The sequence below is a fragment of the Dendrosporobacter sp. 1207_IL3150 genome (genome assembly GCF_036763085.1).
Lineage (GTDB): Bacteria > Bacillota > Negativicutes > DSM-1736 > Dendrosporobacteraceae > JBAIYU01.
This window is the reverse complement of record NZ_JBAIYU010000007.1, coordinates 37,481-61,092: the sequence shown is the minus strand read 5'-3', so window position 1 is coordinate 61,092 and position 23,612 is coordinate 37,481. Positions and strand designations below refer to the sequence as shown.

The 23,612-nt window shown below is 40.2% G+C and carries 24 protein-coding genes and 4 tRNA genes; 21 read left to right on the top strand and 7 right to left on the bottom strand.

The annotated features are described in order from the left end of the window. Window positions 1–49: 49 nt before the first annotated feature. Entirely contained in the window at window positions 50–1,003 is a 954-nt protein-coding gene (locus tag V6C17_RS01565) for a magnesium transporter CorA family protein (protein ID WP_333520789.1), read from the bottom strand. Window positions 1,004–1,383: 380 nt separating this feature from the next. On the opposite strand from V6C17_RS01565, the gene V6C17_RS01560 reads away from it, so the two are divergent. From V6C17_RS01560 to V6C17_RS01545, 4 genes are all read left to right on the top strand, one after another. After that, window positions 1,384–1,472 (top strand) — tRNA-Ser (locus tag V6C17_RS01560). 41 nt (window positions 1,473–1,513) lie between these two features. After that, window positions 1,514–1,604, top strand: a tRNA-Ser gene (locus V6C17_RS01555). A gap of 167 nt (window positions 1,605–1,771) precedes the next feature. Then, entirely contained in the window at window positions 1,772–2,002 is a 231-nt protein-coding gene (locus V6C17_RS01550) for a hypothetical protein (protein WP_333520788.1), read from the top strand. Window positions 2,003–2,080: 78 nt separating this feature from the next. Continuing rightward, the gene (locus V6C17_RS01545) at window positions 2,081–3,223 is read left to right on the top strand and encodes a DNA polymerase IV (protein WP_333520787.1); all 1,143 of its coding nucleotides are present in this window, start codon (window positions 2,081–2,083) and stop codon (window positions 3,221–3,223) included. Window positions 3,224–3,368: 145 nt separating this feature from the next. Here V6C17_RS01545 and V6C17_RS01540 read toward each other — a convergent pair whose 3' ends face one another. Then, window positions 3,369–3,521: a hypothetical protein gene (locus V6C17_RS01540; RefSeq protein ID WP_333520786.1), complete on the bottom strand. Its 153-nt coding sequence runs from the start codon at window positions 3,519–3,521 to the stop codon at window positions 3,369–3,371. A 123-nt stretch (window positions 3,522–3,644) separates the two neighbouring features. Between V6C17_RS01540 and V6C17_RS01535 the strand changes: the two genes are divergently transcribed. Further along, entirely contained in the window at window positions 3,645–4,769 is a 1,125-nt protein-coding gene (locus V6C17_RS01535; protein WP_333521034.1) for a M20/M25/M40 family metallo-hydrolase, read from the top strand. A 90-nt stretch (window positions 4,770–4,859) separates the two neighbouring features. Here the strand turns inward: V6C17_RS01535 and V6C17_RS01530 are convergent, their stop codons facing one another. Further along, window positions 4,860–5,066 (bottom strand): hypothetical protein, encoded by a 207-nt coding sequence (locus V6C17_RS01530; RefSeq protein WP_333520785.1) that lies wholly within the window; start codon window positions 5,064–5,066, stop codon window positions 4,860–4,862. 217 nt (window positions 5,067–5,283) lie between these two features. On the opposite strand from V6C17_RS01530, the gene V6C17_RS01525 reads away from it, so the two are divergent. Both V6C17_RS01525 and V6C17_RS01520 read left to right on the top strand, forming a co-directional pair. Continuing rightward, window positions 5,284–5,877 carry a DUF3846 domain-containing protein gene (locus tag V6C17_RS01525; protein ID WP_333520784.1) on the top strand — a complete coding sequence of 198 codons (594 nt, stop codon included), beginning with the start codon at window positions 5,284–5,286 and terminating at the stop codon, window positions 5,875–5,877. Window positions 5,878–5,967: 90 nt separating this feature from the next. Next, window positions 5,968–6,165, top strand: coding sequence for an H-type small acid-soluble spore protein (locus V6C17_RS01520; protein ID WP_333520783.1), 198 nt, complete (start codon window positions 5,968–5,970; stop codon window positions 6,163–6,165). 116 nt (window positions 6,166–6,281) lie between these two features. On the opposite strand, the gene pdxR is transcribed toward V6C17_RS01520, so the two are convergent. Further along, window positions 6,282–7,787, bottom strand: coding sequence for a MocR-like pyridoxine biosynthesis transcription factor PdxR (gene pdxR, locus V6C17_RS01515; RefSeq protein ID WP_333520782.1), 1,506 nt, complete (start codon window positions 7,785–7,787; stop codon window positions 6,282–6,284). Window positions 7,788–7,968: 181 nt separating this feature from the next. On the opposite strand from pdxR, the gene V6C17_RS01510 reads away from it, so the two are divergent. The 3 genes from V6C17_RS01510 to V6C17_RS01500 all read left to right on the top strand — a co-directional run bounded on the left by V6C17_RS01510 (window position 7,969) and on the right by V6C17_RS01500 (window position 9,543). Next, window positions 7,969–8,667, top strand: coding sequence for an AzlC family ABC transporter permease (locus V6C17_RS01510; RefSeq protein ID WP_333520781.1), 699 nt, complete (start codon window positions 7,969–7,971; stop codon window positions 8,665–8,667). After that, window positions 8,657–8,980 carry an AzlD domain-containing protein gene (locus V6C17_RS01505; protein ID WP_333520780.1) on the top strand — a complete coding sequence of 108 codons (324 nt, stop codon included), beginning with the start codon at window positions 8,657–8,659 and terminating at the stop codon, window positions 8,978–8,980. Before V6C17_RS01510 ends, V6C17_RS01505 begins: the two co-directional genes overlap by 11 nt. 236 nt (window positions 8,981–9,216) lie before the next feature. Then, the gene (locus V6C17_RS01500; RefSeq protein WP_333520779.1) at window positions 9,217–9,543 is read left to right on the top strand and encodes a hypothetical protein; all 327 of its coding nucleotides are present in this window, start codon (window positions 9,217–9,219) and stop codon (window positions 9,541–9,543) included. Window positions 9,544–9,579: 36 nt separating this feature from the next. Here V6C17_RS01500 and V6C17_RS01495 read toward each other — a convergent pair whose 3' ends face one another. Continuing rightward, window positions 9,580–10,650 carry a tetraprenyl-beta-curcumene synthase family protein gene (locus tag V6C17_RS01495; protein WP_333520778.1) on the bottom strand — a complete coding sequence of 357 codons (1,071 nt, stop codon included), beginning with the start codon at window positions 10,648–10,650 and terminating at the stop codon, window positions 9,580–9,582. 158 nt (window positions 10,651–10,808) lie between these two features. Here V6C17_RS01495 and V6C17_RS01490 point away from each other — a divergent pair, with 158 nt between their 5' ends. The 4 genes from V6C17_RS01490 to V6C17_RS01475 all read left to right on the top strand — a co-directional run bounded on the left by V6C17_RS01490 (window position 10,809) and on the right by V6C17_RS01475 (window position 16,364). Next, on the top strand, window positions 10,809–12,185 hold the full coding sequence (locus V6C17_RS01490) for a protease complex subunit PrcB family protein (RefSeq protein WP_333520777.1): 1,377 nt from the start codon (window positions 10,809–10,811) through the stop codon (window positions 12,183–12,185). A 176-nt stretch (window positions 12,186–12,361) separates the two neighbouring features. Next, window positions 12,362–13,744, top strand: coding sequence for a dihydropyrimidinase (hydA, locus tag V6C17_RS01485; RefSeq protein WP_333520776.1), 1,383 nt, complete (start codon window positions 12,362–12,364; stop codon window positions 13,742–13,744). 2 nt (window positions 13,745–13,746) lie between these two features. Beyond that, entirely contained in the window at window positions 13,747–15,012 is a 1,266-nt protein-coding gene (locus V6C17_RS01480; protein WP_333520775.1) for a threonine synthase, read from the top strand. Continuing rightward, complete coding sequence (locus V6C17_RS01475) at window positions 15,009–16,364, top strand: PLP-dependent cysteine synthase family protein (RefSeq protein WP_333520774.1); 1,356 nt, start codon at window positions 15,009–15,011, stop codon at window positions 16,362–16,364. Before V6C17_RS01480 ends, V6C17_RS01475 begins: the two co-directional genes overlap by 4 nt. A 53-nt stretch (window positions 16,365–16,417) precedes the next feature. Here V6C17_RS01475 and V6C17_RS01470 read toward each other — a convergent pair whose 3' ends face one another. Beyond that, on the bottom strand, window positions 16,418–16,873 hold the full coding sequence (locus V6C17_RS01470; protein ID WP_333520773.1) for a DUF441 domain-containing protein: 456 nt from the start codon (window positions 16,871–16,873) through the stop codon (window positions 16,418–16,420). 230 nt (window positions 16,874–17,103) lie between these two features. Between V6C17_RS01470 and larA the strand changes: the two genes are divergently transcribed. The 4 genes from larA (at window position 17,104) to V6C17_RS01450 (ending at window position 19,951) form a co-directional block, all read left to right on the top strand. Continuing rightward, window positions 17,104–18,396: a nickel-dependent lactate racemase gene (gene larA / locus V6C17_RS01465; RefSeq protein ID WP_333520772.1), complete on the top strand. Its 1,293-nt coding sequence runs from the start codon at window positions 17,104–17,106 to the stop codon at window positions 18,394–18,396. Between the two features lie 26 nt (window positions 18,397–18,422). Further along, a complete protein-coding gene (locus tag V6C17_RS01460; RefSeq protein ID WP_333520771.1) occupies window positions 18,423–18,710 on the top strand; it encodes a hypothetical protein in 288 nt (95 codons plus the stop codon). 168 nt (window positions 18,711–18,878) lie between these two features. After that, entirely contained in the window at window positions 18,879–19,559 is a 681-nt protein-coding gene (locus V6C17_RS01455) for a GGDEF domain-containing protein (RefSeq protein WP_333520770.1), read from the top strand. Between the two features lie 315 nt (window positions 19,560–19,874). Then, window positions 19,875–19,951 (top strand) — tRNA-Arg (locus V6C17_RS01450). Window positions 19,952–20,868: 917 nt separating this feature from the next. On the opposite strand, the gene V6C17_RS01445 is transcribed toward V6C17_RS01450, so the two are convergent. Continuing rightward, window positions 20,869–21,450: a cyclase family protein gene (locus V6C17_RS01445; RefSeq protein WP_333520769.1), complete on the bottom strand. Its 582-nt coding sequence runs from the start codon at window positions 21,448–21,450 to the stop codon at window positions 20,869–20,871. 184 nt (window positions 21,451–21,634) lie between these two features. On the opposite strand from V6C17_RS01445, the gene V6C17_RS01440 reads away from it, so the two are divergent. The 3 genes from V6C17_RS01440 (at window position 21,635) to V6C17_RS01430 (ending at window position 23,609) form a co-directional block, all read left to right on the top strand. Further along, entirely contained in the window at window positions 21,635–22,183 is a 549-nt protein-coding gene (locus tag V6C17_RS01440) for a MarR family transcriptional regulator (RefSeq protein ID WP_333520768.1), read from the top strand. A 129-nt stretch (window positions 22,184–22,312) separates the two neighbouring features. Further along, window positions 22,313–22,389: transfer RNA gene (locus V6C17_RS01435), tRNA-Arg, on the top strand. Window positions 22,390–22,715: 326 nt separating this feature from the next. Further along, entirely contained in the window at window positions 22,716–23,609 is an 894-nt protein-coding gene (locus tag V6C17_RS01430; protein WP_333520767.1) for a LysR family transcriptional regulator, read from the top strand. Window positions 23,610–23,612: the final 3 nt, after the last annotated feature.

Below are 23,612 nucleotides of genomic sequence, written 5' to 3'. Positions count from 1 at the left end.
AAAAAAAGAACTGGATTGAGCATAAAATCAAATCCAGTTCTTTTTGTATTTAAAACAAGCCTTTTTTCCATAAAGCAAAGGCGCTGATTCCTGTAAAAACTGAAGCGATAATAGAAACATAAATAAAACCGTTGTTCAAACCGAAGGGTACATCAACATTCATACCAAAAAAGCTTGATATCATTGTTGGGATTGCTAAAATAATTGTCATTGAAGCTAAGAACTTCATTACCATGTTCAAGTTATTTGAGATAATGGAAGCGAATGTAGCTACCATGCCAGTTAGAATACGACTATACATTTCAACCATTTCGCGGGCCTGTTGGTTTTCGATTATTACATCTTCCAGAAGATCCTCATCTTCCTCAAACATTTTTATAATATGTTGTAAGTTGTTATTTGAACGAAGGCGCAGCAGTTTTTCCAGAACTACTCCGTTTGAACGTAGTGATACATTAAAATAAGTTAAGCCTTTTTGAAGTTCAAGCAACTGAAACAGCTCTTCATTTTTCATAGATCGGCGTAATTGCTTTTCAATTTCGTCCGTTAATCGGCTGATTTGCCGCAAATATCTTAAATATAAAGTTGCCGATTTATAAAGTATCTGGAATAAGAAGCGAGTTTTCTTAAATGTACTGAAAAGCTTTGAATTATAAAGATTAAACTCAGATAACACTTCGTTATTTTCCAGACATACTGTTATTGCATAGTCTTTAGTTAAGATAATGCCTAATGGCAATGTATCGTAGCTTGCTTTGTCTCTCATAATAGGAACGTTAGTAATTACTAAAAGACAATTGTCTTCGATTTCAGTACGTGAACGTTCTTCTTCGTCCAGCGCTGACTTTAAAATATCCATAGGGACGTTTGCAGCCTCAGCTACAGCATTTATTTCATCGTTAGTCGGATTAATAAGATTAAACCAAGCTCCTTTTTCGAGAGCATTTATGGAAAGTTCACGTAAATTGCCAGTGAAGCAATCACTTTTATAAACTTTTAGCATGACTATCCCCCTGTCTAGGAACAACCATACTTCCCGCTAAATGAGGCATTTAAAGCAGAAAAATGGAATATTCCCTTATATTCGATTATTTTTGCGAAACAGCGTAAACTAGGTATGTCTACGTCCATTTTTCTCACCTACCCCATTCATTTAATCAGTTTACATTAAAAATATACTCCCCGGTTTTATAATAGTCAATACCATAAAAGTTTAAATTATAATTAACATATTAAATTTGCAAAATAAATTTGCGTAATTAAAGTTTTCATAATAAAATAGTTAAAGAAAGTAAAACTTTTTACGTTTGGCTTTATTTACCTTGTGTTATGATGTTGACAATACTGTTTTCGGTTTGATATAATACTAAATGTGCCGGACACGGAGGGGTGTCCGAGTGGTTTATGGAGCTGGTCTTGAAAACCAGTGATCCCGCAAGGGACCGTGGGTTCGAATCCCACCCCCTCCGCCATTAATCTTAATGGCGAAACTGCACAAAGGTTCGATAAATACGGAGTGGTACTCAAGTGGCTGAAGAGGACGGTTTGCTAAATCGTTAGGGGTCGTGAGGCTCGCCAGGGTTCAAATCCCTGCCACTCCGCCATATTTAAAGATTAATGGCTATTGGTCAATATGACTAATAGCCTTTTTGTTTTCCTTGGGATGATATATCCTATGCTAATTTAATGAATAAGCGCTAGTAGTCGATGAAAGTTTAAAAAATGGGGCATAATTATTATGAATGTATTTTCATAGTGAGGAGCAAAGAAGATGGTTGTTAAGACTGGATTAGAAATTGTTCGACTTCACAAAGAATATGAAGAGAAGATTGAAGAGTTGAATGATGCTGTTGGGAGATTAGAAGAATACAACTATACGAAAAGTATATTAAAAGAACAGCTTGCGAAATTGCGCGATGATCTTCAATCTCTGGAGGATACGCGGTTTAAACCGCTCGATCCAGTAGTTATTCATACTTCGCTATTGGGCGGGAAGCCTTAACTTCTAGCAGCGCTTTACAATTTTAAGCACAAGTTCTATGATTATTGGTAACAGTACTCTAAGAGAAGAGTGATAAAAATGCAGCGCTGGGTTATTCATGTTGATATGGATGCGTTTTATGCCGCAATAGAACAAAGGGATAATGCGGATTTAGCGGGAAAACCGGTAATTGTCGGCGGTATAAGCGGTCGCGGGGTTGTTTCAACAGCGTCGTATGAGGCCCGTAAATATGGGGTTCGTTCGGCTATGTCAATGGCTGAGGCTCGGCGGCGATGCCCGCAGGGGGTTTTTTTGTCTTGTGATCACAATCGCTACAGCCGGGTATCGAAAGAAATAATGGAAGTTTTGGCTGATTTTTCGCCTATAGTAGAGCCGCTTTCGCTAGATGAGGCTTTTTTAGAGGTTAGTGGTATGGAGCGTCTCTACCCTGATTTAAAAGATTTGGCATATCAAATAAAGCAGCGAATCAAAGATGAGATTAGATTAACAGCTTCGGTTGGATTGGCACCAAACAAATTTCTAGCAAAACTTGCGTCTGATTTTCAAAAGCCTGACGGACTTATGGTTATTGAGTATGGCAAAGAACGCCAAGTTCTTGACAAAATGCCAATAACCAGATTGTGGGGTGTTGGTGCTGCGACCGCCCAAACCCTGCATAAGATAGGAATAAATACTATCGGTGATGTGGCGAAGGCGGATATTGGGCTGCTTATTAAACATTGCGGCAATTTAGCCTATAAACTTCATTCCTTAGCTCATGGGCGTGATGACAGGCCGGTCGTTCCTCCAAAAGCACCCCAGTCGGTAGGTAAAGAGATGACCTTTGAGACCGACTTATTTTCGCAAGATAAGATTAAAGCAGAACTCAATAGTCTTGCTGAAAGAGTTGGGTGGCGTTTAAGGTGTATAGGTTATACTGGTCGGACTATTACCCTAAAGGTTAGATACCGCTCTTTTCAAACTGTGACCCGTAGTCGAACGTTGGCTCAATCTACGAATTTTGATGATATAATTTATAAAACAGCGGTCGAGTTGCTAGGCGAATGTACTTCTGCGGATGGAATACGACTATTGGGAATCACGCTTAGTAATTTGGAAACCGGTGGACAGATTTCGTTATTTGAAGAGCAATCAAAGCATAGTGCTTTATATAGTGCGGTAGACAGTCTTAAGGCACGTTTTGGTGAAGGAATAATAACAAAAGCTCAACTATTGCGATGATTTTTGAAGAAAACAAACGACGGCAGTTGCCGTCGTTTATACATACACTAATTGAAGTTGACTGCCTAAGTGATAAGGAGTGAAAAAGCGGCTTTTGCCTCGCGAAAGCTGAGCTCAAGCCGCTTTTTCTCAGAGGCCTATATGATTAACGTCTGCAGCTGCAATTAGGGCCGCATTTACCGCCGCACTTACACCCTTTGTTATTCGACAGTTGAGGCTTTGCTAACTCCCGAGAAAACTCTAGGTTCGCTTGTTTGTTGTCCAAACATTGCTTATCGTTATGGCAATAGTTTTTCATATAGATCACCCCCACTATTATTATGTCCTCTTAATGCTTTAAATAGCAGCTGGCTGCAAATGATTTTAATATAAAACATATGGTAATAAGCTAGATATTAAGGAAAGGAAAGGTGAAAGCATGATAATAAATAAAAAGCGAATGCTTAGTGAATTTTTAGAGTTAACAAAAATACGCTGCTCAACCAAAGCTGAGCGCGAGGTTGGAGATTTGCTGAAACAGCGGCTTATTAATCTTGGGTTGGACGTTTTTGAGGATGAAGTTGGAGTGCAGATCGGTGGAAATTGCGGCAATATAATTGGTTTTTTACCTAGCAATGTAGCTAGGGCCGAGACGATTATGTTAAGTGCTCATATGGACTGCGTTGAACCGTGCGGAAATGTTAGTCCCATAGTGGAAGGTGGCATTATAAAATCGTGCGGTAATACAATACTAGGAGCGGATGACAAGGCTGGCATAGCTGCAATCCTAGAAGGTATTCGTGCAATAGTAGAAAACAAACTGCCGCATGGAGGAATCCAAGTTGTTTTTACTGTTTCTGAAGAAGGTGGTTTAGACGGTTCGAAAAATATTAATAAAAAACATCTAAAAGCGGCTATGGGCTATGCGCTTGATTCTGGCGGTGAGCCAGGTCAGATAATTACCAAAGCTCCAGGGCAAAACAGCATTGATGTGATAATTCACGGCAAAAAGGCACATGCTGGCGTGGCTCCAGAGCAAGGAATAAATGCGATAGTGCTTGCAGGTAAAGCCTTGGCTGAGTTAAAGCAGGGGCGTATTGATGAGGAGACTACCGCAAATGTAGGGATAATAAATGGCGGTAATGCAACTAATATTGTTCCTGATAGAGTGGAAATAAAGTGTGAAGCGCGAAGTCGTAATGTGGAAAAATTGGCAGCCCAGACTGAACATATGCGAAATACTTTCGAACGAGTGGCTTTGGAAAACGGCGGAAGGGTTGAGGTGAATATTCATCATGCCTATGATCCATACGTTTTAACTGATGATGCACCAGTAGTCCAATTAGCAGTAAAGTCTGCCGAAAGTATAGGCCTTAAGCCAGTTATTCAGGCAACAGGCGGCGGAAGTGATGCTAATTTTTTTAACGGTTATGGAGTGCCAACAGCGGTGCTTGGAGTCGGTATGTCTAAAGTACATACTACTGAAGAATATATTAAAGAGGAAGATCTGTATAATACAGCAGAGTTGGTTGTTGCTATTATCACAAATGCTGTAAGCAGGTCTTAGTCACAATTTAAAAAGCCTAAAAGCCATCAAACCATCGTGGGAATTGTCTTTTAGGCTTTTGATAGTGTTAGAAATGAGTATGTCAAAGGACTAGCGAAGGCTGGCAAGTAAATGAAGTCCATCTTCTTCCTTAGGTTTAGCTGGTTGTTGTTTTGATAACTGATAGTTCTCCAAAAGAAGCTCTAGTTCAGTATAGTAAGGTTTTGGATTTCCTCCGTGAATGCGGCAAGAGCTTATTATTTGGCAGAGCTCTGAAATTCTAAAGGCGGCGCTTTTCGGATCTGCATAGTAACCCACGTATATCTCCTCCGGTGAATAAAATGTCCTTTGTGTATACTATGATTGATAATATAATTGTGAAATAGGTAATTTACATATTATTTATACATATTCGTATAGGTTTTCATAGGGGTCACTAATAAAAGGTTTTTTTGATGTAATTGTCGAAATGATGATAAAAATTTAAAACAAATTGATTAAGGTTTTGTTTTGCATAGCTAAGGAGAGAAATAGAATGTCAACAATTAATGCAATCCTCATTGAACCAGGTAAAGAACCGGCAATATGTAAATTATCGGCAAATATTGAAAAGCAAATCGAAGAAATATCGGCTATTCTAGATGGTAATTTCGCTACTACCAGACTTTTTAATGTTGGCAATGGTATATCTTTGCACATATTTGTAAATGATTTAGCAGTACCGCTTGGACTAGCGGCAAATAGACGCTTTCCGAAACCTGATGACAATGAAATTATCTTCGGTAATGCGCTATTTTTGGCCTTGGAGGATGAGAATGGCGGCGAGCAAGGCGGTCTAGATATTCCAGAGGATATTTGTGAGTTTTTCATTAAAAGCTTAAATGAAAACTTAGAATGCTGCAAAGGTAACGAAAAGCCAGAGCCTAGTGCTGAAATATATACCGAGAACCCTGGCACTGCTGAAGAAAGAAGTTTTAAGTGGCAAGAGATTGAGCGCCCGCAAAACATTGCTAAAATAATTGGAAATGGCCGTGTAAAAATAGTAGACGACGGAAATTGCGATACTATTGAAATTAACGGCAGATATTTCAAACAGGTAATAGTTGATAAAAATAAACCGCTTCAGTAGATTATTATCGTTGACTGAATTACCCATTGGTTGGTTTAGTATTTAATCGAAAGTGGTGACAAATACTATTCCTAAAAAGGGGGATTTAAAATGCGTGCTACTAGAGCTGAAGAAATAATAAAATCTCCGGATATCATTGGTGTCCAATACCGTAATAACTATGTATGGATCGAGGATATTGACAAAGGTCGAAACACGGCTCATGTCACATATCTAGAAGAACGCAATACAATTCATGTTGATATAGATCAGCTTGTAGAAACTGGTCCAATAACTGTAAGGCACTAAGAAAAAACGACTATCAAGGCATGCTTTGATAGTCGTTTTTTTATGATTAGAAAAGTGTAGAGTTTTTTATTTCTGTATAGCCCCAATTGACAGGGTTGGTATATTTCTTCTGAAGATTAAATAATAGGCAATCCTGTTGACGGTGATGCGGATGGAGTGCCTGTGCAGCCGGAGGCTAGAATACGACCAAGCAAACGAATTCCTTCAGCTAAGCGACTTTCATTGTGGGTGGCAAAACAGAGTCGTATTTCACGGCTGATCGCCCCGTTGGTATAGAAGGCTTCACCTGGTACAAATGAGACGCCTGCTGCGGTTGATTGTCGGAGTAATTCTGTAGGCGAAGCCGGAGGCGCAATTGTGCACCATAAATAAAATCCGCCTTCCGATAATTCGAAATTAACGTAATCTCCGCAGTAACGCTTCAATGCGTTCGCCATTGTGTCACGGCGTTTTTTATATTCCGTTCTAACTGTATTGAGATGACCTGGTAAGTAATCTTCTTCTAGGAAAGTATTAAGAAATGTTTGGGCAATGTTGTTGCTATGAAGATCGATGTACTGCTTCTCCTGAGCTAAACGGTTAATTACAGAGTGTGGAGCATTAACCCAGCCTATGCGAAGACCAGGGAAAAGGATTTTAGAAAAAGTCCCGAGGTAAATAACTCCTCCATAAGTATCAAGTGCTTTTAGTGTGGGAGGGGGTTGCTGGTTGTAATAGAGCTGACTGTAGGGATCATCCTCAATAATTACAAGACGGTGCCTTGAGGCCAAACGAATAAGATCCTGTCTTTCGCGCAGTGAAGCGACACGGCCGGTTGGATTTTGAAAGGTAGGGATTGTGTAGAAAAGCTTTGGACGATAGCGTACCAAATAATCTTCAAGCATGCTAAGGTCATAGCCGTTTGTTTGAGGAAGGCAAAGTACTCGTGCTCCAGCAGATTCAAATGCTTGAATAGCTCCAAGGTATGTGGGTGATTCTACAACAATATAATCACGTGGTTCGATGAAGGTTTTAACGATTAGATAAAGACCTTGCTGTGAGCCTGAGACAATTAGGAGATTATCTGGGCGAGACGGTACACCTGTTTTAACAAGCCACTTTGATAATGAATGTCTTAGGGGTTGATATCCTTCAGTATGGATATGACCAAAATCCGCGGCGTTAAGCTGGTAGTTACTTCTTTTAAAGGCTGATTCGATAATGTCTAAGGGGTAGAGTGCAGGATCAGGCATGCCAGCAGCTAACGAGATTGCATTCTCGGCAGTTGGGCTTGCAACCATAGTTCGAAGCAAAGATGATAAGGGAGAATTGTATTGCGGGATAAATAACTGTTCCCAGGGAATTGAAGGTGATGGACTCGAGCCTGCAGCCGTTACATATGTTCCACTGCCAATTTTCGTTGAAACCAGGCTACGATCCTCAAGCAGCTTGTAGGCATTGATTGCAGTTGTACGGCTAACGCCAAGGGTCTGGGAGAGTATGCGCTCGGGTGGTAGTTTTGTCCCTGAGGGTATGTGTAAATCGATGATTTTAGCAGCTAAGCAATTTGCGATTTGAAGATACATTGGCAGTGTTGACTTAGGATCAATTTTAAAACTAGTTAAGATTTTGGTAATATCCATTTAACAAGTCTCCCTTGTGGATTTAATTAATATTACGCTATATATAATAATACCTATGAGATAAGAAGATATAAAAGTTCGTTAATTAAAATTGGTATTTCTATAAGTTTATATTGGATATTTACATTAATAATCCTGCTAGGTAATATTATATAAAAAAGTGTAAAGGTAGATGAGTGTTATGAACAAGGTGAGGAGAAATGAATTCTTCTTAGGGGTTAAAGATACACTGCCTGTTATGTGTGGAGTCTTTCCTTTTGGTCTTGCCTATGGCATATTTGGGCAGTCGGTAGGACTTACTCCGGCTGAAACTATAGCAATGTCCTTATTAGTATTTGCTGGTGCGGCCCAATTTGTCAGCTTGCCGATGTTTGCTGAAGGAGCAGGTATTGCAATGATTAGTTTAACAGCGCTCCTAATTAACCTCCGGCATCTCTTAATGGGTGCTTCGCTTTCGCCTTATATGAAAGGAATGTCATTAGCCAAAAAAGCCCCGTTATCCTTTGGTATGGCAGATGAGACATACGCTATTACAATAAGTCGTGCTCAGGCGGCAGGGTATAGTGCATTATATCAGGCCGGCAGTAATGCTGCAGGCTATGTTACATGGGCAGTCTCAACTATTGGCGGGGTGTTTTTAGGCGGGCATATTACTGACCCATTATCATGGGGGCTGGATTTTGCAATGCCGGCTACCTTTTTGGCATTGTTAATACCGCGTTTAGTTGACAAAGTTAGCATTAGCGTATGCTTAATTGCGGCAGTTGTAAGTATAGTGGCATCAATTGCTGTACCTGGTAAATGGTATATAATTATTGCCTGCATAACGGCAGTTGCTGTGGGCGGGCTTATGGAAAGGGGAACAGCAGATGAGAACTGAAATAATGTTAACAATTGTTGCAATGGCTATTGCTACTTTTCTTACGCGTTTTACAAGTCCTGCGCTGCTAGGAAATACGCGCCTGCCAGATTGGTTTGTACGACTTTTAAAACATGTCCCGACAGCCATGCTAACCGCCCTGATTGCACCGGCCTTGCTTGCTCCAAAAGGTATTGTTGAAGTCGCTCTGACTAATCATTATCTTATCGCAGGCCTAGTGGCGGCGTATGTTGCCTATCGCAGGCAGCCGCCGATTGCTACTATGGGTTCTGGGATGGCCGTTATGCTGCTGCTGCGCAGTATAAGCGTTTAATATAACATAAAAAGAACTGGATTAGCCATTACAGGTTAATCCAGTTCTTTTTATACGATAAGAAAGTATAAACTTTCTTACTGCATAAGGGTAACATCGACTTCCGTCGTCGCTAAGGCTCGACGCAAGTCGTGTTTTCTTTATGTTTGCTAACACACATGCCTTGAATATTTCATAAAATAGAATATAGTACACTTGCCGGATACGACGGTGTGAAAAGTAAGGAGGCACTTGAAATGAAACGCTCGGTGTTAGCACTTTGTTTAGTTGTTATATTGGTAATCGGCTTATGCAGTGTTGCTTATGCTGCAAGTCATCAAGTTCTAATAGTAAATCAGACTGGTGTTACGATCTATGGCTTGTATGTTTCCCCTTCGGCGTCGAACAATTGGGGCTCGAATCTTTTAGACGGATATTTGCCTAGTGGTTATCAAATACCAGTAGTGCTTTATGGTTACAGCTCATACGGCTGGGATATAATGGCTGTGGATAAAAATGGAGACAGTATATATTGGCGTAACGTGGACCTTAATAATTTATACAAATTTACTTTATTGTATTAACTGCAAATGCGTTAAATTAGTTGTTAGCTCATTTAGTTATAAAGTCTTTTTGTAACGCAATAATCGGCAAATGAAATATAATAAATTTGTATATAGCCCCGAGGATTTAAGCAGAGCTCGCTTAACTGCTTTTTCCTTGGGATTTTTTGTTTTTGGATCAGATAAGTATAGTGCAAGCAAGCCGCAGACTACTGTTTTAGCAAAAATCGGGTTAGGTGTTTTTTTAGTTTGTACAAGAGCTTGTTCGCTGAAAAAGCGCAATCTTTGGGTAAGTTGTTTAGCATCCTTATAGTAAAACGTAAAATTGAGATCACCATTGGCCAGGTCTTCCTCACGGTCGATAAAGTAGTCAAGCAGTATATGGAGACCGCTTATCCAGGGGAAGTAAGCCCTGGAGATATCGATAGCACATTTTTCCGTTAGATGCACGTTGTGGGCGGCAGCGCACAACATAAACATTCCGAGTGTGGAACCTGTTGCAGCCGCTAATTCCCATATATTAATATCAGGATAATCTGCAATATGCTTATTAAGCCATTCAGTCATTTTATCTTCTCTGATTGATGGGTCTAGGTGTTTGAATGTCTGCAATTCGCTGTAAAGCCCAGCTAGCTTTAAAACTTCGCTTTTTATCAGATGATAGCTCGGCAGTTTTCCTAATTCTAGCTGACAGGCAGAAACCAAGGTGTTTAAATACCCGCCGTCATTTTTATAGGGATAATATCTGTAATAATCACTTAAGCCGGCGTCTGGGTTAAGTGCATCTGTCATTGCCAAGTGGAGCTGACGAAAAGCTGCTTCCTCGTAAATACCGGCACGATCGCAAAGGTTGTCTAGATAGTCGCTTATAGTTTGGAGTGCTACAACTAGTCTCACAAAATCTTTTGTATTCACACCATCATGCAAACTGTAAACACTTCCGCCTTGGCAATGAAACTTCTTATCCCGAATGCTTGCTAACGCTTGCTCGCGAAGTTCGGAATCGGTGCAGTTAGCTGCGCAAGCCTGCCAAAAAAGCAGTTCTTTGTCTACTATAGGGAGGACATTTTTTACAAATTTATTAACAAGTTTCAGACCGACAAATGTTTTATAAAAAGCTTGAAACATAGCAATCCTCCGTGTCAGCGTAGTTAATATAACTATTATTGCCAAATAAATACAATATCAGTATAAAGGATTATGGCTGGCATTACCATTGCAGATATTTATATAATGATGTAATATTATTCTGACTGACTAGTCAAAAGAGTTAGGAGGGGTTTCGTATGAATAATAGTCGCAAGAAAATAATAGCAGGTATAACTGGGTTGGCTCTGACTACGGCAATTATTCTGCCGTTAGCCTTGCCTGATCACGTGTCCGCTAAGTGGTTTAGCTGGACAAGTCGTTCGGCGAAAGTTCAGGAAACAGAACTAGAGAATGCAAATGCTGAAAAATTAGCTAGTGAAGATTGGCCTAGTGTCATTGTTTATATTGATAAAGATGGCGAAAGCCAAGAAGTTAGTGTTGCCAACACAAGTGAGGGTACGCTAAAGACTTATGAAGTAGATAAAAAAACAGCTGAGAAGCTTCAGACAGATGCCGAAAAAGGTCAGCAGACTTGGCTGTTAGACCCGGTTCAAACCATCAAAGCCTATGCCGATAAGTATGGTTTTTCTGCCCAAAAGGATACTTTTACTTTGGTTTCCCAAAAACATCAAGGACAGCACACTGGTACTGGAGAGGCAGATGTATTAGTGCAGCATGGCGATAAATCATACCTAGTACGCCTTGTTCAGCCTATGGGTTCAGGGGCAAGTAAAATCTGGCAAGTAAGTTCAATACGTGAAGTGAAGACTGTTATCAAGAATAAGCCGGATGTTGGTCCAGGAGTTGAAGGTTTAGATTATACTAAAATCGTAGCTTGGCAGCAAGCAGTTGATGCTGGGCGTGACTTGTGGCGATTGGATCCGATGAAGGTTGCTGTAAATGAGGGTAAAGCGTATGGGTTTAGCGAAAAAGATACCTTCACAATCATTAGAAAAATGAGTAGTACTGATTTGGCGCGACATGGTCAAATTGACATGGAAGTAATTCATGATGGAATAAAATATACGATGATTTTAGTCAAGCCATTAGGCGGTCCGGATGCAATCTGGACAATTTACCGTGTATCAAGCGGTCATAAGCCAGAGCAAAAGCCACCAGTTACAGAAAAAGTACTATTTAAAACTGAGAAGTATGCTGGCTGGGATTGGCACAAAGGTCAATATCCTAAGGACATTGCTTTTGCCGTAATCGCAGACTATAATACGCAACTGGAAAATGATAAGCGGATACCTGAAGCCGTTTTAGAGCAAGTAAAAGATATTAATTATGATAAGAAAGTTGTATTATTTGCATATTTGGGCGGCGTACCTTCTGGCGGATATGATATCGGCATAGAGAAGGTAACGATGTCCGGTAATAGTATGACAGTACAAGTGAGAACCAAAAGCCCTCGTCCAGGTGATATGACTACAATGGATATATCCAGCCATGCCGATTATATAACACTCGACCGAAGTGTTGTTGATATCTGGGGTGGTGTTAATATAACCTTTGTTGATCAGGCAGGAAAGGTGCTTAGTAAGAATAAAATTGTTATAAGTCATAGAAAATAATAGTTCTTTCAAAAGCTCCGAGTGCAATTGCTACTCGGAGCCTTTTTCATGCAAATGAAGAGCAGGGAGGGGTTATAAATTTATTTGATATGCTCTTTAAGGCATGGAAGCTGTCCTATTTGAATATGTTTGTAATAACTGTTTATTAGGTATAAAGAATTGAGGTGGTGATTGGTGTGGCGATAGTTTTGACTGAAGGAACAATAGTAACTGCCTCCGACTGTTACCAAGCTGATTTACGAATAGATAATGGACGTATAGCCGCAATTGGTGTTGATATTGTTCGACCTGGTGATGAAATTATTAATGTCGGCGGCTGTTTTATATTCCCTGGCGGCATCGACCCGCACACTCACTTTGATCTATCTGTGGGTTTTACTAGGACGGCTGATGATTTCGCTAGTGGTACAGCAGCTGCAGCAGCAGGAGGTACAACGACTATAATTGATTTCGCTACTCAAGATAAGGGTGGAAGTTTGCGAGACGCCTTATCCGAATGGCATAAGAAGGCTGATGGTAACAGCTTCGTAGATTATGGTTTTCATTTGGCTATCTGTGATTTAAGACCAAGTGTAGTTGCTGAAATGGATGAAGTCATTGGGCAAGGAGTATCATCTTTTAAGTTTTATATGGCCTATAAGGATATCCTTCAGGTAGAGGATGGAGTGCTGCTCGCGGCAATGAAGGCCGCTAAAAACAATAATGGTTTGATATGTTTGCATTGTGAAAACGGTGATGTAATAGCTTCGCTGGTGAAAGAGAGTATTGCTGGGGGAAAGTCAGCACCGCGTTATCATTCTGTAACCAGACCGGCAATCTTAGAGTGCGAGGCTGTAAATCGCGCGTTATGTTTAGCCCGGTTGGCCCAGATTCCTCTATATATTGTCCATGTCAGCAGTGCAGATGCTCTTGAAGTTATCGAAAGGGCTAAGGCAAAGGGTCTGCCTGTGTATGCCGAAACAGGTACTCAATATCTGCTGTTAGATGAAGCCTGTTATCAGAGCGATGACTTAACTGCCGCTAAGTTTGTCATGTCACCGCCGCTTCGTTCAGCTGAAGATAAAGAAGCACTATGGAGGGGGCTGAGAAACGGTATGTTGTCGACAATAGCTTCCGATCACTGTTCTTTTAATCTGGCTGGTCAAAAAGACTTAGGCATTAATGACTTCAGCAAAATTCCTAATGGTGCGCCGGGAGTCGAAGACAGGTTTGGGCTAATGTATAGCTATGGTGTTGCCACAGGCTTGCTTACGCTTAATGAATTTGTCGCAGTATGCTCGACCAATGCTGCTAAAATCTTTGGGCTATATCCTTTTAAAGGCACCATTGCGGTAGGAAGTGATGCTGATATTGTTGTTTGGGACCCGCAGGTAAAACGGACTATTACAGCCCAGGACCAAGTGCAGCGGGTCGATTATAATGCCTATGAAGGTTTTGCACAGCAAGGCAGTGCTCGGTTTGTGTTCTTAAGAGGAAAACTGATAGCTGAAAGCGGCAGACTTAGTGCAGGCATGCCGACGGGGCAGTACATAAAACGCAATATATTCAGGGGAGGGTGACGATGAGCGCGTATATTGAAAAACTTAAATGTGTAAAATGCGGCAGTGAATATCATACCGAGCAGGTAAATTATTATTGTGAGCCCTGTGGCTTTAACGAAGGAATATTAGATGTCTGTTACGACTATGACGAGGTGCTTAAGGTTTTAAATCCGCTAAAACTAAAGGATAATAAAGATAATTCCATGTGGCGGTATCTTCCGATGTTGCCAATAGAGAAACCTGAACTTATTCCTCAATTAAAAGTGGGATGGACACCTCTTTATCAGGCACCGCGTTTATCAGCTGAGCTTGGCATCGACAAGTGTTGGATTAAAGATGAAGGACGAAACCCAACTGCCTCCTTCAAAGATAGGGCTAGCGCAGTTGGTGTTGTAAAAGCATTAGAGAAAAATGCGGCAAGGATTACTTGTGCCTCAACTGGCAATGCAGCTTCCTCTTTAGCTGGCTTCTCAGCGGCAGTAGGTATGCCGGCAACAATCTTTGTTCCTGAGAGGGCTCCTGAGGCTAAAGTAGCCCAGCTTTTGGTCTATGGTGCGCAAGTATTTTCAGTTAAAGGTACTTATGATGAGGCTTGGGAACTGTGTATGCAAGCTAGTGCTGAATTTGGCTGGTATAATCGAAATTGTGCGATAAATCCATATCTTATTGAAGGAAAGAAGACGGTATCGCTAGAAATTGTTGAGCAGTTCATGGATATCGGCACATTGCCAGATTGGGTAGTAGTATCAGTCGGTGATGGGTGTACTATCGGCGGAGTTTGGAAAGGTCTTTGGGAAATGCACCGTCTTGGGTTTATAGATCGACTACCTAAGATATTAGGAGTTCAAGCCGAAGGTTGTAAGCCGTTCTGGCAGGCGTGGCAGAATGATGGTAAGCTAGCAGCTTGTGAAGCGAATACTATCGCTGACTCAATTGCTGTAGGTCATCCACGCAACTTTAGCAAAGGTTATCGAAGTGTGACAGAGTCGGGCGGGGCTTTTATTACTGTTACAGACCAAGAAATATTAAATTCAATAAACCAATTAGCCCGTAAGGCTGGTGTATTTGGAGAGCCGGCAGGAGTAGCTGGCGTAGCAGGTGTTAAGCAGGCTGTGAAGCAAGGCATTATTCATCCGTCTGAAAGTGTTGCCATCATCATTACTGGCAATGGCTTAAAAGATATAAAGAGCGCTATTCAAGCAGCCGGTAAACCAATCTCGATTTCGCCGGATGTCGAAGAGGTTCGCAAGGCATTAGAAAATAATTTAGGGGGCAATATGATATGACAAAAATCCCATTTGGCCCGACTTACGATGAGATGCTTAACCCTAGTTTGCTTGACAGTAGCCTGCGAGCGACAGCTTTGCAAAAACTGCAGGAAAATGAACTGGATCCTATTAACCTCTTTAATATTACTTGGAAATCGGCCGATAACGAAGTAAGGAAGCTGGTACTGCCTCCTGAATTAACCGGAGTTGATGCGAATATCGTTGTCATGTTGGGTAACGGTTTTCCGTCAGGTTCACATAAGGTTGGCCCTGCGTACAGTACCTTAATTGAAGGGTTGGTTGATGGAGAAATTGTTCCTGGTGAACACACTATTTTGGGACCTTCTACGGGTAACTTCGGTATCGGAACCGCGTATATCTCAAAGCTCTTGGGCTTTAAGGCAATTGTCATCATGCCGGACAATATGAGCAAAGAACGCTATGAGCGTATAAAGAAGTATGGCGGAGAGCTCGACTTGACGCCAGGCTCAGAGTCTGATGTAATTTTGACTTTAGAGCGTACCCATGAGTTAATGAAAAACCCTAAGAATAAAGCCTTGGCCCAGTTTGAACTTTTCCCTAACTACCGCTTCCACAGACATGTAACCGGTAATAGTGCGATCGAAGCTGTCAAGGGAGTGGGTAACGGCAGAATTGCCGGCTTTACATCTGCTCCGGGGTCAGCCGGAACTATTGCAGCCGGCGACCAGATTAAAGCGGTATTTCCGGAAGCGAAAATTGCCGCATTAGAGCCTTATGAATGCTCAACACTGGCCAATGGAGGACGCGGTCAGCACCGTATCGAAGGGATTGGCGACAAAATGTGTACGTTAATCCACAATGTGCTAACAACTGATTTTGTAATCCTTATAAAAGATGAAGAGACAGTGCAAGGGTTGAAAATTTTCCGTGATGGTATAGAGGCTCTGGTAAGTCTAGGAATGAATCGTGACTTTGCCTTAAGTCTTAGGGATTGTTTCGGGCCATCAGGTATATGTAATTTAATAGGCGCAATAAAACTTGCTAAATTTCTAAGGCTAGGTCCTGGCGATAACGTAGTCACAATAGCAACTGACGGTTTTGACCGCTATCAATCTGTAATGGATGAATTAGATAGAAGGTACCTAGAAACAGCGCCATTTGTACTTGAACGCTGGGCAAAAGATATTTTCTTAGGTGCTGATGACGATCAGGTATACGAATTTAGGCGCACTAATGTTAAAGAAAAGTTATTTAGGCAAAAAGAGAGTGACTGGTTAAAGTTCGGTTATAGTCAGCAATTTTTAGATTCAATGCGCGAGCAGGCATTCTGGGATGAGCAATACGCAAAAGTTCAGCATTATAATGATAAGATAACTGCAATGCGTTAGTGCAAATATTTAAGGCAGAGTCAGCGATAACGCTAGACTCTGCCTTAAAAGTTTTAACTCCAAAATTTTGTAATAGAAACAATCATATATACTATTCCCCCGGCTATTAAGGGACCAACCGGGACACCTTGGAAAAAGCAGACCCCGGCAATTGTGCCGATTATTAAAGATGTAATTACCTCAGGTGAATCCTTCATAAACGGAATGCCTCGTCCGCCTGCCCAGGCGGCAAAAATTCCAGCGGCTATAGAGATAAGCCCTAGGGGTGTTTTAAATGCCTCGAACATATTAGTAAGAGTGATTTTACCTGAGGCAACTGGGGCTAAGATAGCTAAGGTTAAAATGGTTATTCCAATAGAAATGCCTTTGCTTTCAATAGTTGTAAACCAAGATGTTAGACCAAGCAGTTTAATGAGCAGCAGAATGGCTGCCGCAATACCGACAGATGGATTATTTCCGATAACACCAAAAAACAATATAATTAACAAAGGAAGAAGTTCCCATGACATTTAGATCACCGTCCTAGTATATAGCATGTTTATTTAATTGCTGCATTATTTGTAGTTTAGGAGATACTATGAATGATATGAGGTGAGTCCTAATATTATTATGTAACTTCCCCTTGCTTAGTGTATTTCCTGCTTGATATAATAATGTAATAAGGTAAAAAATACTATATAAAATGAATTATTGTGTTACTTCTTCATGTAGTATTCTTCAATATAAGGGGGCGATTCCCATGACAAAGATTGAACTTGGACTGGGCAAAGAAGTAGTCAGTATTTCTCTGCCGGAAGAAAAAGTAAGTGAGATTATTGAAGGAAGGCCTTATGAGCCTGTCACTGACATAGAATCAGCAGTGAAACTGGCATTGCGCAACCCAATCGGTACGCTGCCATTAAAAGATGTTGTAAAAGCTGGTGATAAGGTTGCTATTGTAGCTAGTGATATAACTCGGGCTTGGCTTAAGCATAGTCAGTTTTTGCCCTTTATCATTAATGAACTTAATGAAGCTGGAGTGCCTGATTGTGATATTTCATTAGTTGTAGCATTAGGGGCACATCGTTTACATACCCATGAAGAAAACATAAGTGTCTATGGTAAGGAAGTTGTAGATCGGATCAGGATTGTTCAGAGCTATGCGCCTAATGAAGAAGATTTTATCGAAGTGGGTACTACAACCAGGGGTGTAACGGCTAAAATTAATAAAGAGATAGTTAATGCTGATAAAGTAATAATAACCGGCGGTATAGTATATCACCTCATGGCTGGCTTTGGGGGCGGTAGAAAAGCGATAGTGCCGGGTGTTGCGGCTTATTCAACCATTCAAGGAAATCATAGATATTGTTTGCATGAAGATGCAGGCGGAGGAGTAAATCCATTCTGTGGTTCAGGATATCTCAAGGGAAATCCTATGCAGGAAGATATGACTGAAATGGCAGCTATGGTTAATCCTGCTTTCCTATTTAATGTTGTATTGAATGCAGAGGGCAAGTTTGCTCGTTTTGTTGCAGGGCATTGGCTGGAAGCTTGGCAAGAAGGCTGCAAAACAGTTTCTGAAATATTTGGAGTGCCGATTGCCCAGAAGGCTGATCTAGTAATTGCTTCTGCAGGCGGCTATCCTAAAGATATTAATTTGTACCAGGGTGCAAAAACTATTGATAATGCAGCATTGGCTTGTAAAGATGACGGCGTAGTTGTTCTTCTTCTGGAGTGTGCTGATATAGCAGAACCTCCTGATTTTAGTGAATGGTTCGAGTACGAAGATCTCCAGGAACGAGAAAGGGTTTTGAGACAAGGGTTTACTGTGCCGGGGTTTGTAGCTTTAAAGCTGGGTGTAATGGCGAAAAGGATACCGCACATTGTTGTAACATTACCTCAAAACAAGCAGTTTATTGAGAAGGCCGGCATGATTTATGCAGCAAGTATAGATGATGCTATGGCATTAGCCCAAGAAAAGCTAGGCGGCAGGGACTATAAGGCAATTATTATGCCTCATGCTGCTAATACAGTTCCAATTGTAAAAGAGTAATATTCATTCTAGGGGGATATATATAGATGGGACAATTATTTCGTGTTGCCGTGCAATATAAAAACGACAATGGATTTATTGAGTATGACACTGATACAAAAGAGATTAATGTAATACTAAAGGATGAATCTAAACGCAGCGAAGTAGAGAAATATCTAACAACTGAGCATGTTATAAATGCGCCGCAGAATACTTTGCTGGATTTTAAAAAATGTTTGATCACACCAGTAAACAATGTTGAGGACCTAAAACTAGCATTGACTAGATTGTGGCAGACTACAGGCGTTCATGTAGATTGGAGCAGGCCGGTTTAATTTTTACACACAAAGCAAAATACGACTTACGCTCTATTTGAGATGCAGCGTAAGTCGTATTTCTTTCAGTGCGAGATAATGCTTGGTAAATTGTTCTGAGCGCAGAATAAAGGACTTTCTAAACCCAAAATAGAATAATTACTTACTTTTATATAAAGGTGGGGTGTTATGTCAAATAGATTTTTCATCAAAAATGCTCCGCTCATAATCCTCATAACTATATCTTTAGTTCATTTAGCAGGTTTTTTAGCAGAAAAATATCTAATGGAAGATATATCATCCCTAGTATGGGGTAGTGTTGTGATAATCGATTTGGCTTTTGGTCTTCGTTGTGGAAAACTGCTGCAGGAGCTATATCGTGGAGTGTTTCGGGATAATCTGACTGGGTTGAAGACTAGAGAGTTTTTCCATTCTTTCCTCCAGCATGAGATAGCTAAACTTGAAGGAAACTCTTCGCAAATATCTTTAATAATGATTGATATCGATGATTTCAAAAAGGTAAATGATCGGTATGGTCATGTTGCCGGTGACCATGTTATTAAAATGGTTGCCAATGAATTTAAAAAATTCATTAGAGCCAATGATGCAGCCGTAAGATGGGGTGGCGAGGAGTTCGCCATTGTGCTTCCTGGTACCAGCAAGTCAGGAGCCTATAAACTTGCAGAGCGTCTAAGGAAAAACGTAGAAATGCAAAGTTTTAGGTATAAAGAAACTTCATTAAATGTGACCATTAGTCTCGGCGTAGCGTGTGTAAGTGAGCAAATTACGGCCGAAGCATTAGTGGACTTAGCGGATCAGGCACTTTACAGAGCCAAATCACAAAAGAATAGAGTAAGCGTTTGTGCATAAAACCCAGTTCTGAATTCAAGGACTGGGTTTTTCACATAATTATCAACTTATCCACATTTTTATCCACAAAATACTAATAATTGTGGATAAAGGTCGTACAAAACCAGAAAATAGCTGGTAATATGTATGTGGAAAACTATAAATCGTATTTGTTTGGGTTGTGGATAAATTACTGGTAGCTATCTTTGAGAATATAAATGGGACATACAATAGTAATCAAGATGAGAATTTCTGGGTTAGGGAAAAAATAGCTTGACTGCTAATTTTAGATATGATAAGATATCTTTTGTTGGCAGCGATCAGTCGCTGCAATATGACTCCGTAGCTCAGCTGGATAGAGCGTTTGACTACGAATCAAAAGGTCGCAGGTTCGAATCCTGCCGGGGTCGCCATTTGAAATTGAAGGCTTTACGATCATGATCGTAAAGCCTTTTTTGTTATTCATAGAGTTCTACATAAGCGTGACAAAAACTCGTCCAAATTGTTTTGTGGATATTCTTGATGAAGTTGGTCTCATGAGCGGTCGGGTTGGGAGAAATTGCTCAGGCTGTGTTGCTAGAGCGACAGCTATATCTCTGTTGTGATTACGCTGCATATGAATATAGCGGAAATAAAAAACCACCTGTTTGAAAGGTGGCCTGAATTGGCAATTAAGTTTGGGACAAGATTTTCTTTTAAGTTTGGAAATAAATGCTATAATATTTATACAAGTTGTTGAGGAGCGGTTAGCCATTCCCTTATAGAAGGGGGGTGGTATGATGATTTCAATGTTTGAGGCAATGTATCTTATGATTGCATTTGCAACACTCGTTGTTTTGATCATAAAAAAGAAATAACCGCCCCTAGCTGAGGATTGCGGTTGTTTCTTATAACTCAAAACCGAGGCTAACCGTTCGGTTAAACAACTTGCTGGGCTGGCGTGCTACCAACACGTCAGTCCTTTTCTTATATTATACCCATAGATTATAAAATATGCAATCAGACAACAAAAAATCTGGTCTATCTGTCCAGCTTTACTTATCTTTCTTTTCATCAGGCGATGCTTTATGTCCATCCTTTTATAAAGAAATTAGTTTATCAGGAGGCACGCTTGACCTGCTGACAGCAGAATTAAAAACCAAAGCCCGCGCTTTTTTTCGTGTTTCATGACGCAGTGCCCGATTAACTATTAACTAGATGGATAACGAGAACTTCGTAAGAAATATGACTAAAAGCCCAGAACATACAGTTCGACTTGGCGGGTTCTGGAGAACAACATTCAGATAGCGGAGATTCTAGTCTATATGGTTTATCTGTCTGACCCGTTGTCTTAAACTTCGGCAACAACCCGGCAAGGGAGCCCTGTAAGTCCTCCGTAATTTACGGGGTAAGTATGCACTAAAAATGGCTGGCCTTTAGTCGCTGTAAGCAATGTATCCAGATTTGCCAGATTTTCAATTACAAAGACCCCGTGATCGGCACAATACTGATCAGCCTGAGGATGTTCGGCAGGTTTACGAATACCAGGAAAGTCAATACCAATCATGCTTACTTTTTTATTTAAAAGAGCAGTTATTAGCGCATTAGACAATTCGAGCTGGGTTTGGAGATATTCAGGAGTTCCAAACTTGTTTTCTTCTAGGCACCCAGTATAAAAAATAACAAAATCGTTTTCAGTGATTTTGTCCATATTTATATCGCCTGCCTCAATTTCTCTTTCTTTCACGTGGCTGACATCAAACAGCACTCCTCTTCTTTCGGTATTATCGAGCGGGAATGTTTTATCCATAACGTCGAAGTGAGTTCCGAGATGTCCGAATTGGACATAGGGGGGGATTTGAGCAGCAGCAGTAAACTCTGCCATTAACTTTCTAACTTCTTCGGTAACAGTAACTGTCAGATCAATTTTCATTACGCAACGCTCCTTACAATATCATGGTTTCCGTGGAAACAATTTTATTATATGGGAATATTGTTTCCGTGTCAACTATAAATTTGTTAACATGGAAACATACTTGGCTTTGTATATGTACATGTTGTATAATGAAAAATGTTTCTAAATAAGAATTACATATTATAAAAGTTGGGTTGTTTATATGCAAAACAGAGAGAAAAAAATTCAAAATTTAATTAACGAGCTTGAAGTCTTTACACATCAGCTTAGTGATCTTGAAGAATATGAAAAGCAAGTTCTAGAAAACGCCCTATTGGAGCAGGGGCATGAAGAACTGCGTAATGTTGGTATTTCTTTAGTAGAATGTCATGTAATTGATTGTATTGAACGCAACGAGATGCCTAATACAACGGCTATCGCCCAAAAACTAAATATAACCAAAGGTGGTATTTCCAAAATCACCACTAAATTGATAAAAAAGAATATGATTGAGGCTTATCAACTGCCGAATAACCAGAAAGAAGTCTATTATCGGTTAACGACTCAGGGGAGAAAAGTTTTTGAGCTTCATGTAATCTTGCATCAGGAGGCGAAAGAAGTTCTAAGGAAATTTTTTAGTGTATATAGTCAAAATGAATTAGAATTAATCAACAGGTTTTTAGCAGATATCAATGCCACAATTCGTACTACAACTGGCGCAAAGCCGGATGTTATTAATAAATGCCAGTCAGATACTCGGGATGAGAAGTAGCAATGTCTGCATTTGTCTAGCAAGAATTGACGTTACATTGACATATTGCCGCTAAAATGCTATACTAATTAGCGTTATATGGACTATCCCAGAGCATAAAATGCCACTAATTATACTAATGCGTAGTATGCGTCTGTAGCTCAGGTGGATAGAGCAGCGGTTTCCTAAACCGTTGGTCGGTGGTTCGAGTCCTCCCAGGCGCACCAAGAAGAATATAGTAACGGCAAGGCTTCAGAAATTCTGAGCCTTGCCGTTTTTGTGTTTTAAATAATTTTGATGCTACATGTATGTTGTGCGTTCGCCACAACTAGAAGATGTAGATATTAAGGATTTTAGAGTGTAGAAGTGCTGCTATTGGAGGTACGCTAATAGGAAAATCCTATTAAGTCAATGTATATATTAAATTTCATTTTTTTAAACAAGAAAGGTAAAATGAAAGCAACAGAAATATGGAGATGAGACAGCCTAATTAATTGTCAGGCAATGGAGAATGTCCTACAATTAAGAAAAGTAATCGTAGGATGTGTTAAAAATGGATTTGCGTTTATTAAAAACTTTTCTTTCTGTTGCAAAAACTGAGAACATCACACAATCTGCACAAGAAATTAATTTTAGTCAACCTACTGTAACTGCTCAAATCAGAGCATTGGAAGAACATTTTGGAGTTTTGCTTTTTGAAAGAGTAGGCAAAAAATTATATATAACCGAAGCAGGAAAATGTCTAATCAGCTATGCAGAAAGATTGCTGACAATTCATAGAGAAGCCCAAGCAGCATTGCAAGAATTAACATATGATAAAACTGTCAGAATAGGTCTCGGGACGGCAGTGGCGGCACATACACTGTCACCTATTCTTCAAGAGTTCCAGCAAAAGCTGCCTAATATTGCAGTAAGTATTGAACATTGTTTTGATTTACCGATTACGGTTAAAGGTATATTGGATAATAGTTTTGATTTTGCAATGGTACATGATGAAATTATCCATAATAGAATTCTGCAATTTAATGTTGCGTTACAAAATCTAGTGTGGGTTGCATGCCCTTATCTCGTTGAGAAATATGGAAATGACGTTTGGCGGCACCCATTTATTGCATTAAAGCAAGGCAGTATTTATCGAAAGATATATGATGAAATACTTCGGGAAAATGGTATAAGACCAGTTCTGGAATACAGCGATTCCGAAGCAATCAGGCAGGCTGTGATAAACGGATTGGGAGTTGGCATATTGCCAGAAGTATTGGTTAGAGACAGCCTAAATGATGGTACATTAGTTGAGTTTAAGGAGGTACCGAAACTTAAAAGCGTATTTTCGGTTATTTTCCATAAAGAAAAAAGATTTACAAATGCAACGCAAACACTATTAACAATGATTGCTGTGCGCGCAAATCTTAAAAGTTCGTTGTTAGGCTATTTACAGTCGCTATAAAGG

Coding starts and splice junctions, on each gene's coding strand:
- V6C17_RS01565 (WP_333520789.1), bottom strand. CDS start 1,003: ATGCTAAAAGTTTATAAAAGTGATTGCTTCACTGGCAATTTACGTGAA.
- V6C17_RS01550 (WP_333520788.1), top strand. CDS start 1,772: ATGGTTGTTAAGACTGGATTAGAAATTGTTCGACTTCACAAAGAATAT.
- V6C17_RS01545 (WP_333520787.1), top strand. CDS start 2,081: ATGCAGCGCTGGGTTATTCATGTTGATATGGATGCGTTTTATGCCGCA.
- V6C17_RS01540 (WP_333520786.1), bottom strand. CDS start 3,521: ATGAAAAACTATTGCCATAACGATAAGCAATGTTTGGACAACAAACAA.
- V6C17_RS01525 (WP_333520784.1), top strand. CDS start 5,284: ATGTCAACAATTAATGCAATCCTCATTGAACCAGGTAAAGAACCGGCA.
- V6C17_RS01520 (WP_333520783.1), top strand. CDS start 5,968: ATGCGTGCTACTAGAGCTGAAGAAATAATAAAATCTCCGGATATCATT.
- pdxR (WP_333520782.1), bottom strand. CDS start 7,787: ATGGATATTACCAAAATCTTAACTAGTTTTAAAATTGATCCTAAGTCA.
- V6C17_RS01510 (WP_333520781.1), top strand. CDS start 7,969: ATGAACAAGGTGAGGAGAAATGAATTCTTCTTAGGGGTTAAAGATACA.
- V6C17_RS01505 (WP_333520780.1), top strand. CDS start 8,657: ATGAGAACTGAAATAATGTTAACAATTGTTGCAATGGCTATTGCTACT.
- V6C17_RS01500 (WP_333520779.1), top strand. CDS start 9,217: ATGAAACGCTCGGTGTTAGCACTTTGTTTAGTTGTTATATTGGTAATC.
- V6C17_RS01495 (WP_333520778.1), bottom strand. CDS start 10,650: ATGTTTCAAGCTTTTTATAAAACATTTGTCGGTCTGAAACTTGTTAAT.
- V6C17_RS01490 (WP_333520777.1), top strand. CDS start 10,809: ATGAATAATAGTCGCAAGAAAATAATAGCAGGTATAACTGGGTTGGCT.
- V6C17_RS01480 (WP_333520775.1), top strand. CDS start 13,747: ATGAGCGCGTATATTGAAAAACTTAAATGTGTAAAATGCGGCAGTGAA.
- V6C17_RS01475 (WP_333520774.1), top strand. CDS start 15,009: ATGACAAAAATCCCATTTGGCCCGACTTACGATGAGATGCTTAACCCT.
- V6C17_RS01470 (WP_333520773.1), bottom strand. CDS start 16,873: ATGTCATGGGAACTTCTTCCTTTGTTAATTATATTGTTTTTTGGTGTT.
- larA (WP_333520772.1), top strand. CDS start 17,104: ATGACAAAGATTGAACTTGGACTGGGCAAAGAAGTAGTCAGTATTTCT.
- V6C17_RS01460 (WP_333520771.1), top strand. CDS start 18,423: ATGGGACAATTATTTCGTGTTGCCGTGCAATATAAAAACGACAATGGA.
- V6C17_RS01455 (WP_333520770.1), top strand. CDS start 18,879: ATGTCAAATAGATTTTTCATCAAAAATGCTCCGCTCATAATCCTCATA.
- V6C17_RS01445 (WP_333520769.1), bottom strand. CDS start 21,450: ATGAAAATTGATCTGACAGTTACTGTTACCGAAGAAGTTAGAAAGTTA.
- V6C17_RS01440 (WP_333520768.1), top strand. CDS start 21,635: ATGCAAAACAGAGAGAAAAAAATTCAAAATTTAATTAACGAGCTTGAA.
- V6C17_RS01430 (WP_333520767.1), top strand. CDS start 22,716: ATGGATTTGCGTTTATTAAAAACTTTTCTTTCTGTTGCAAAAACTGAG.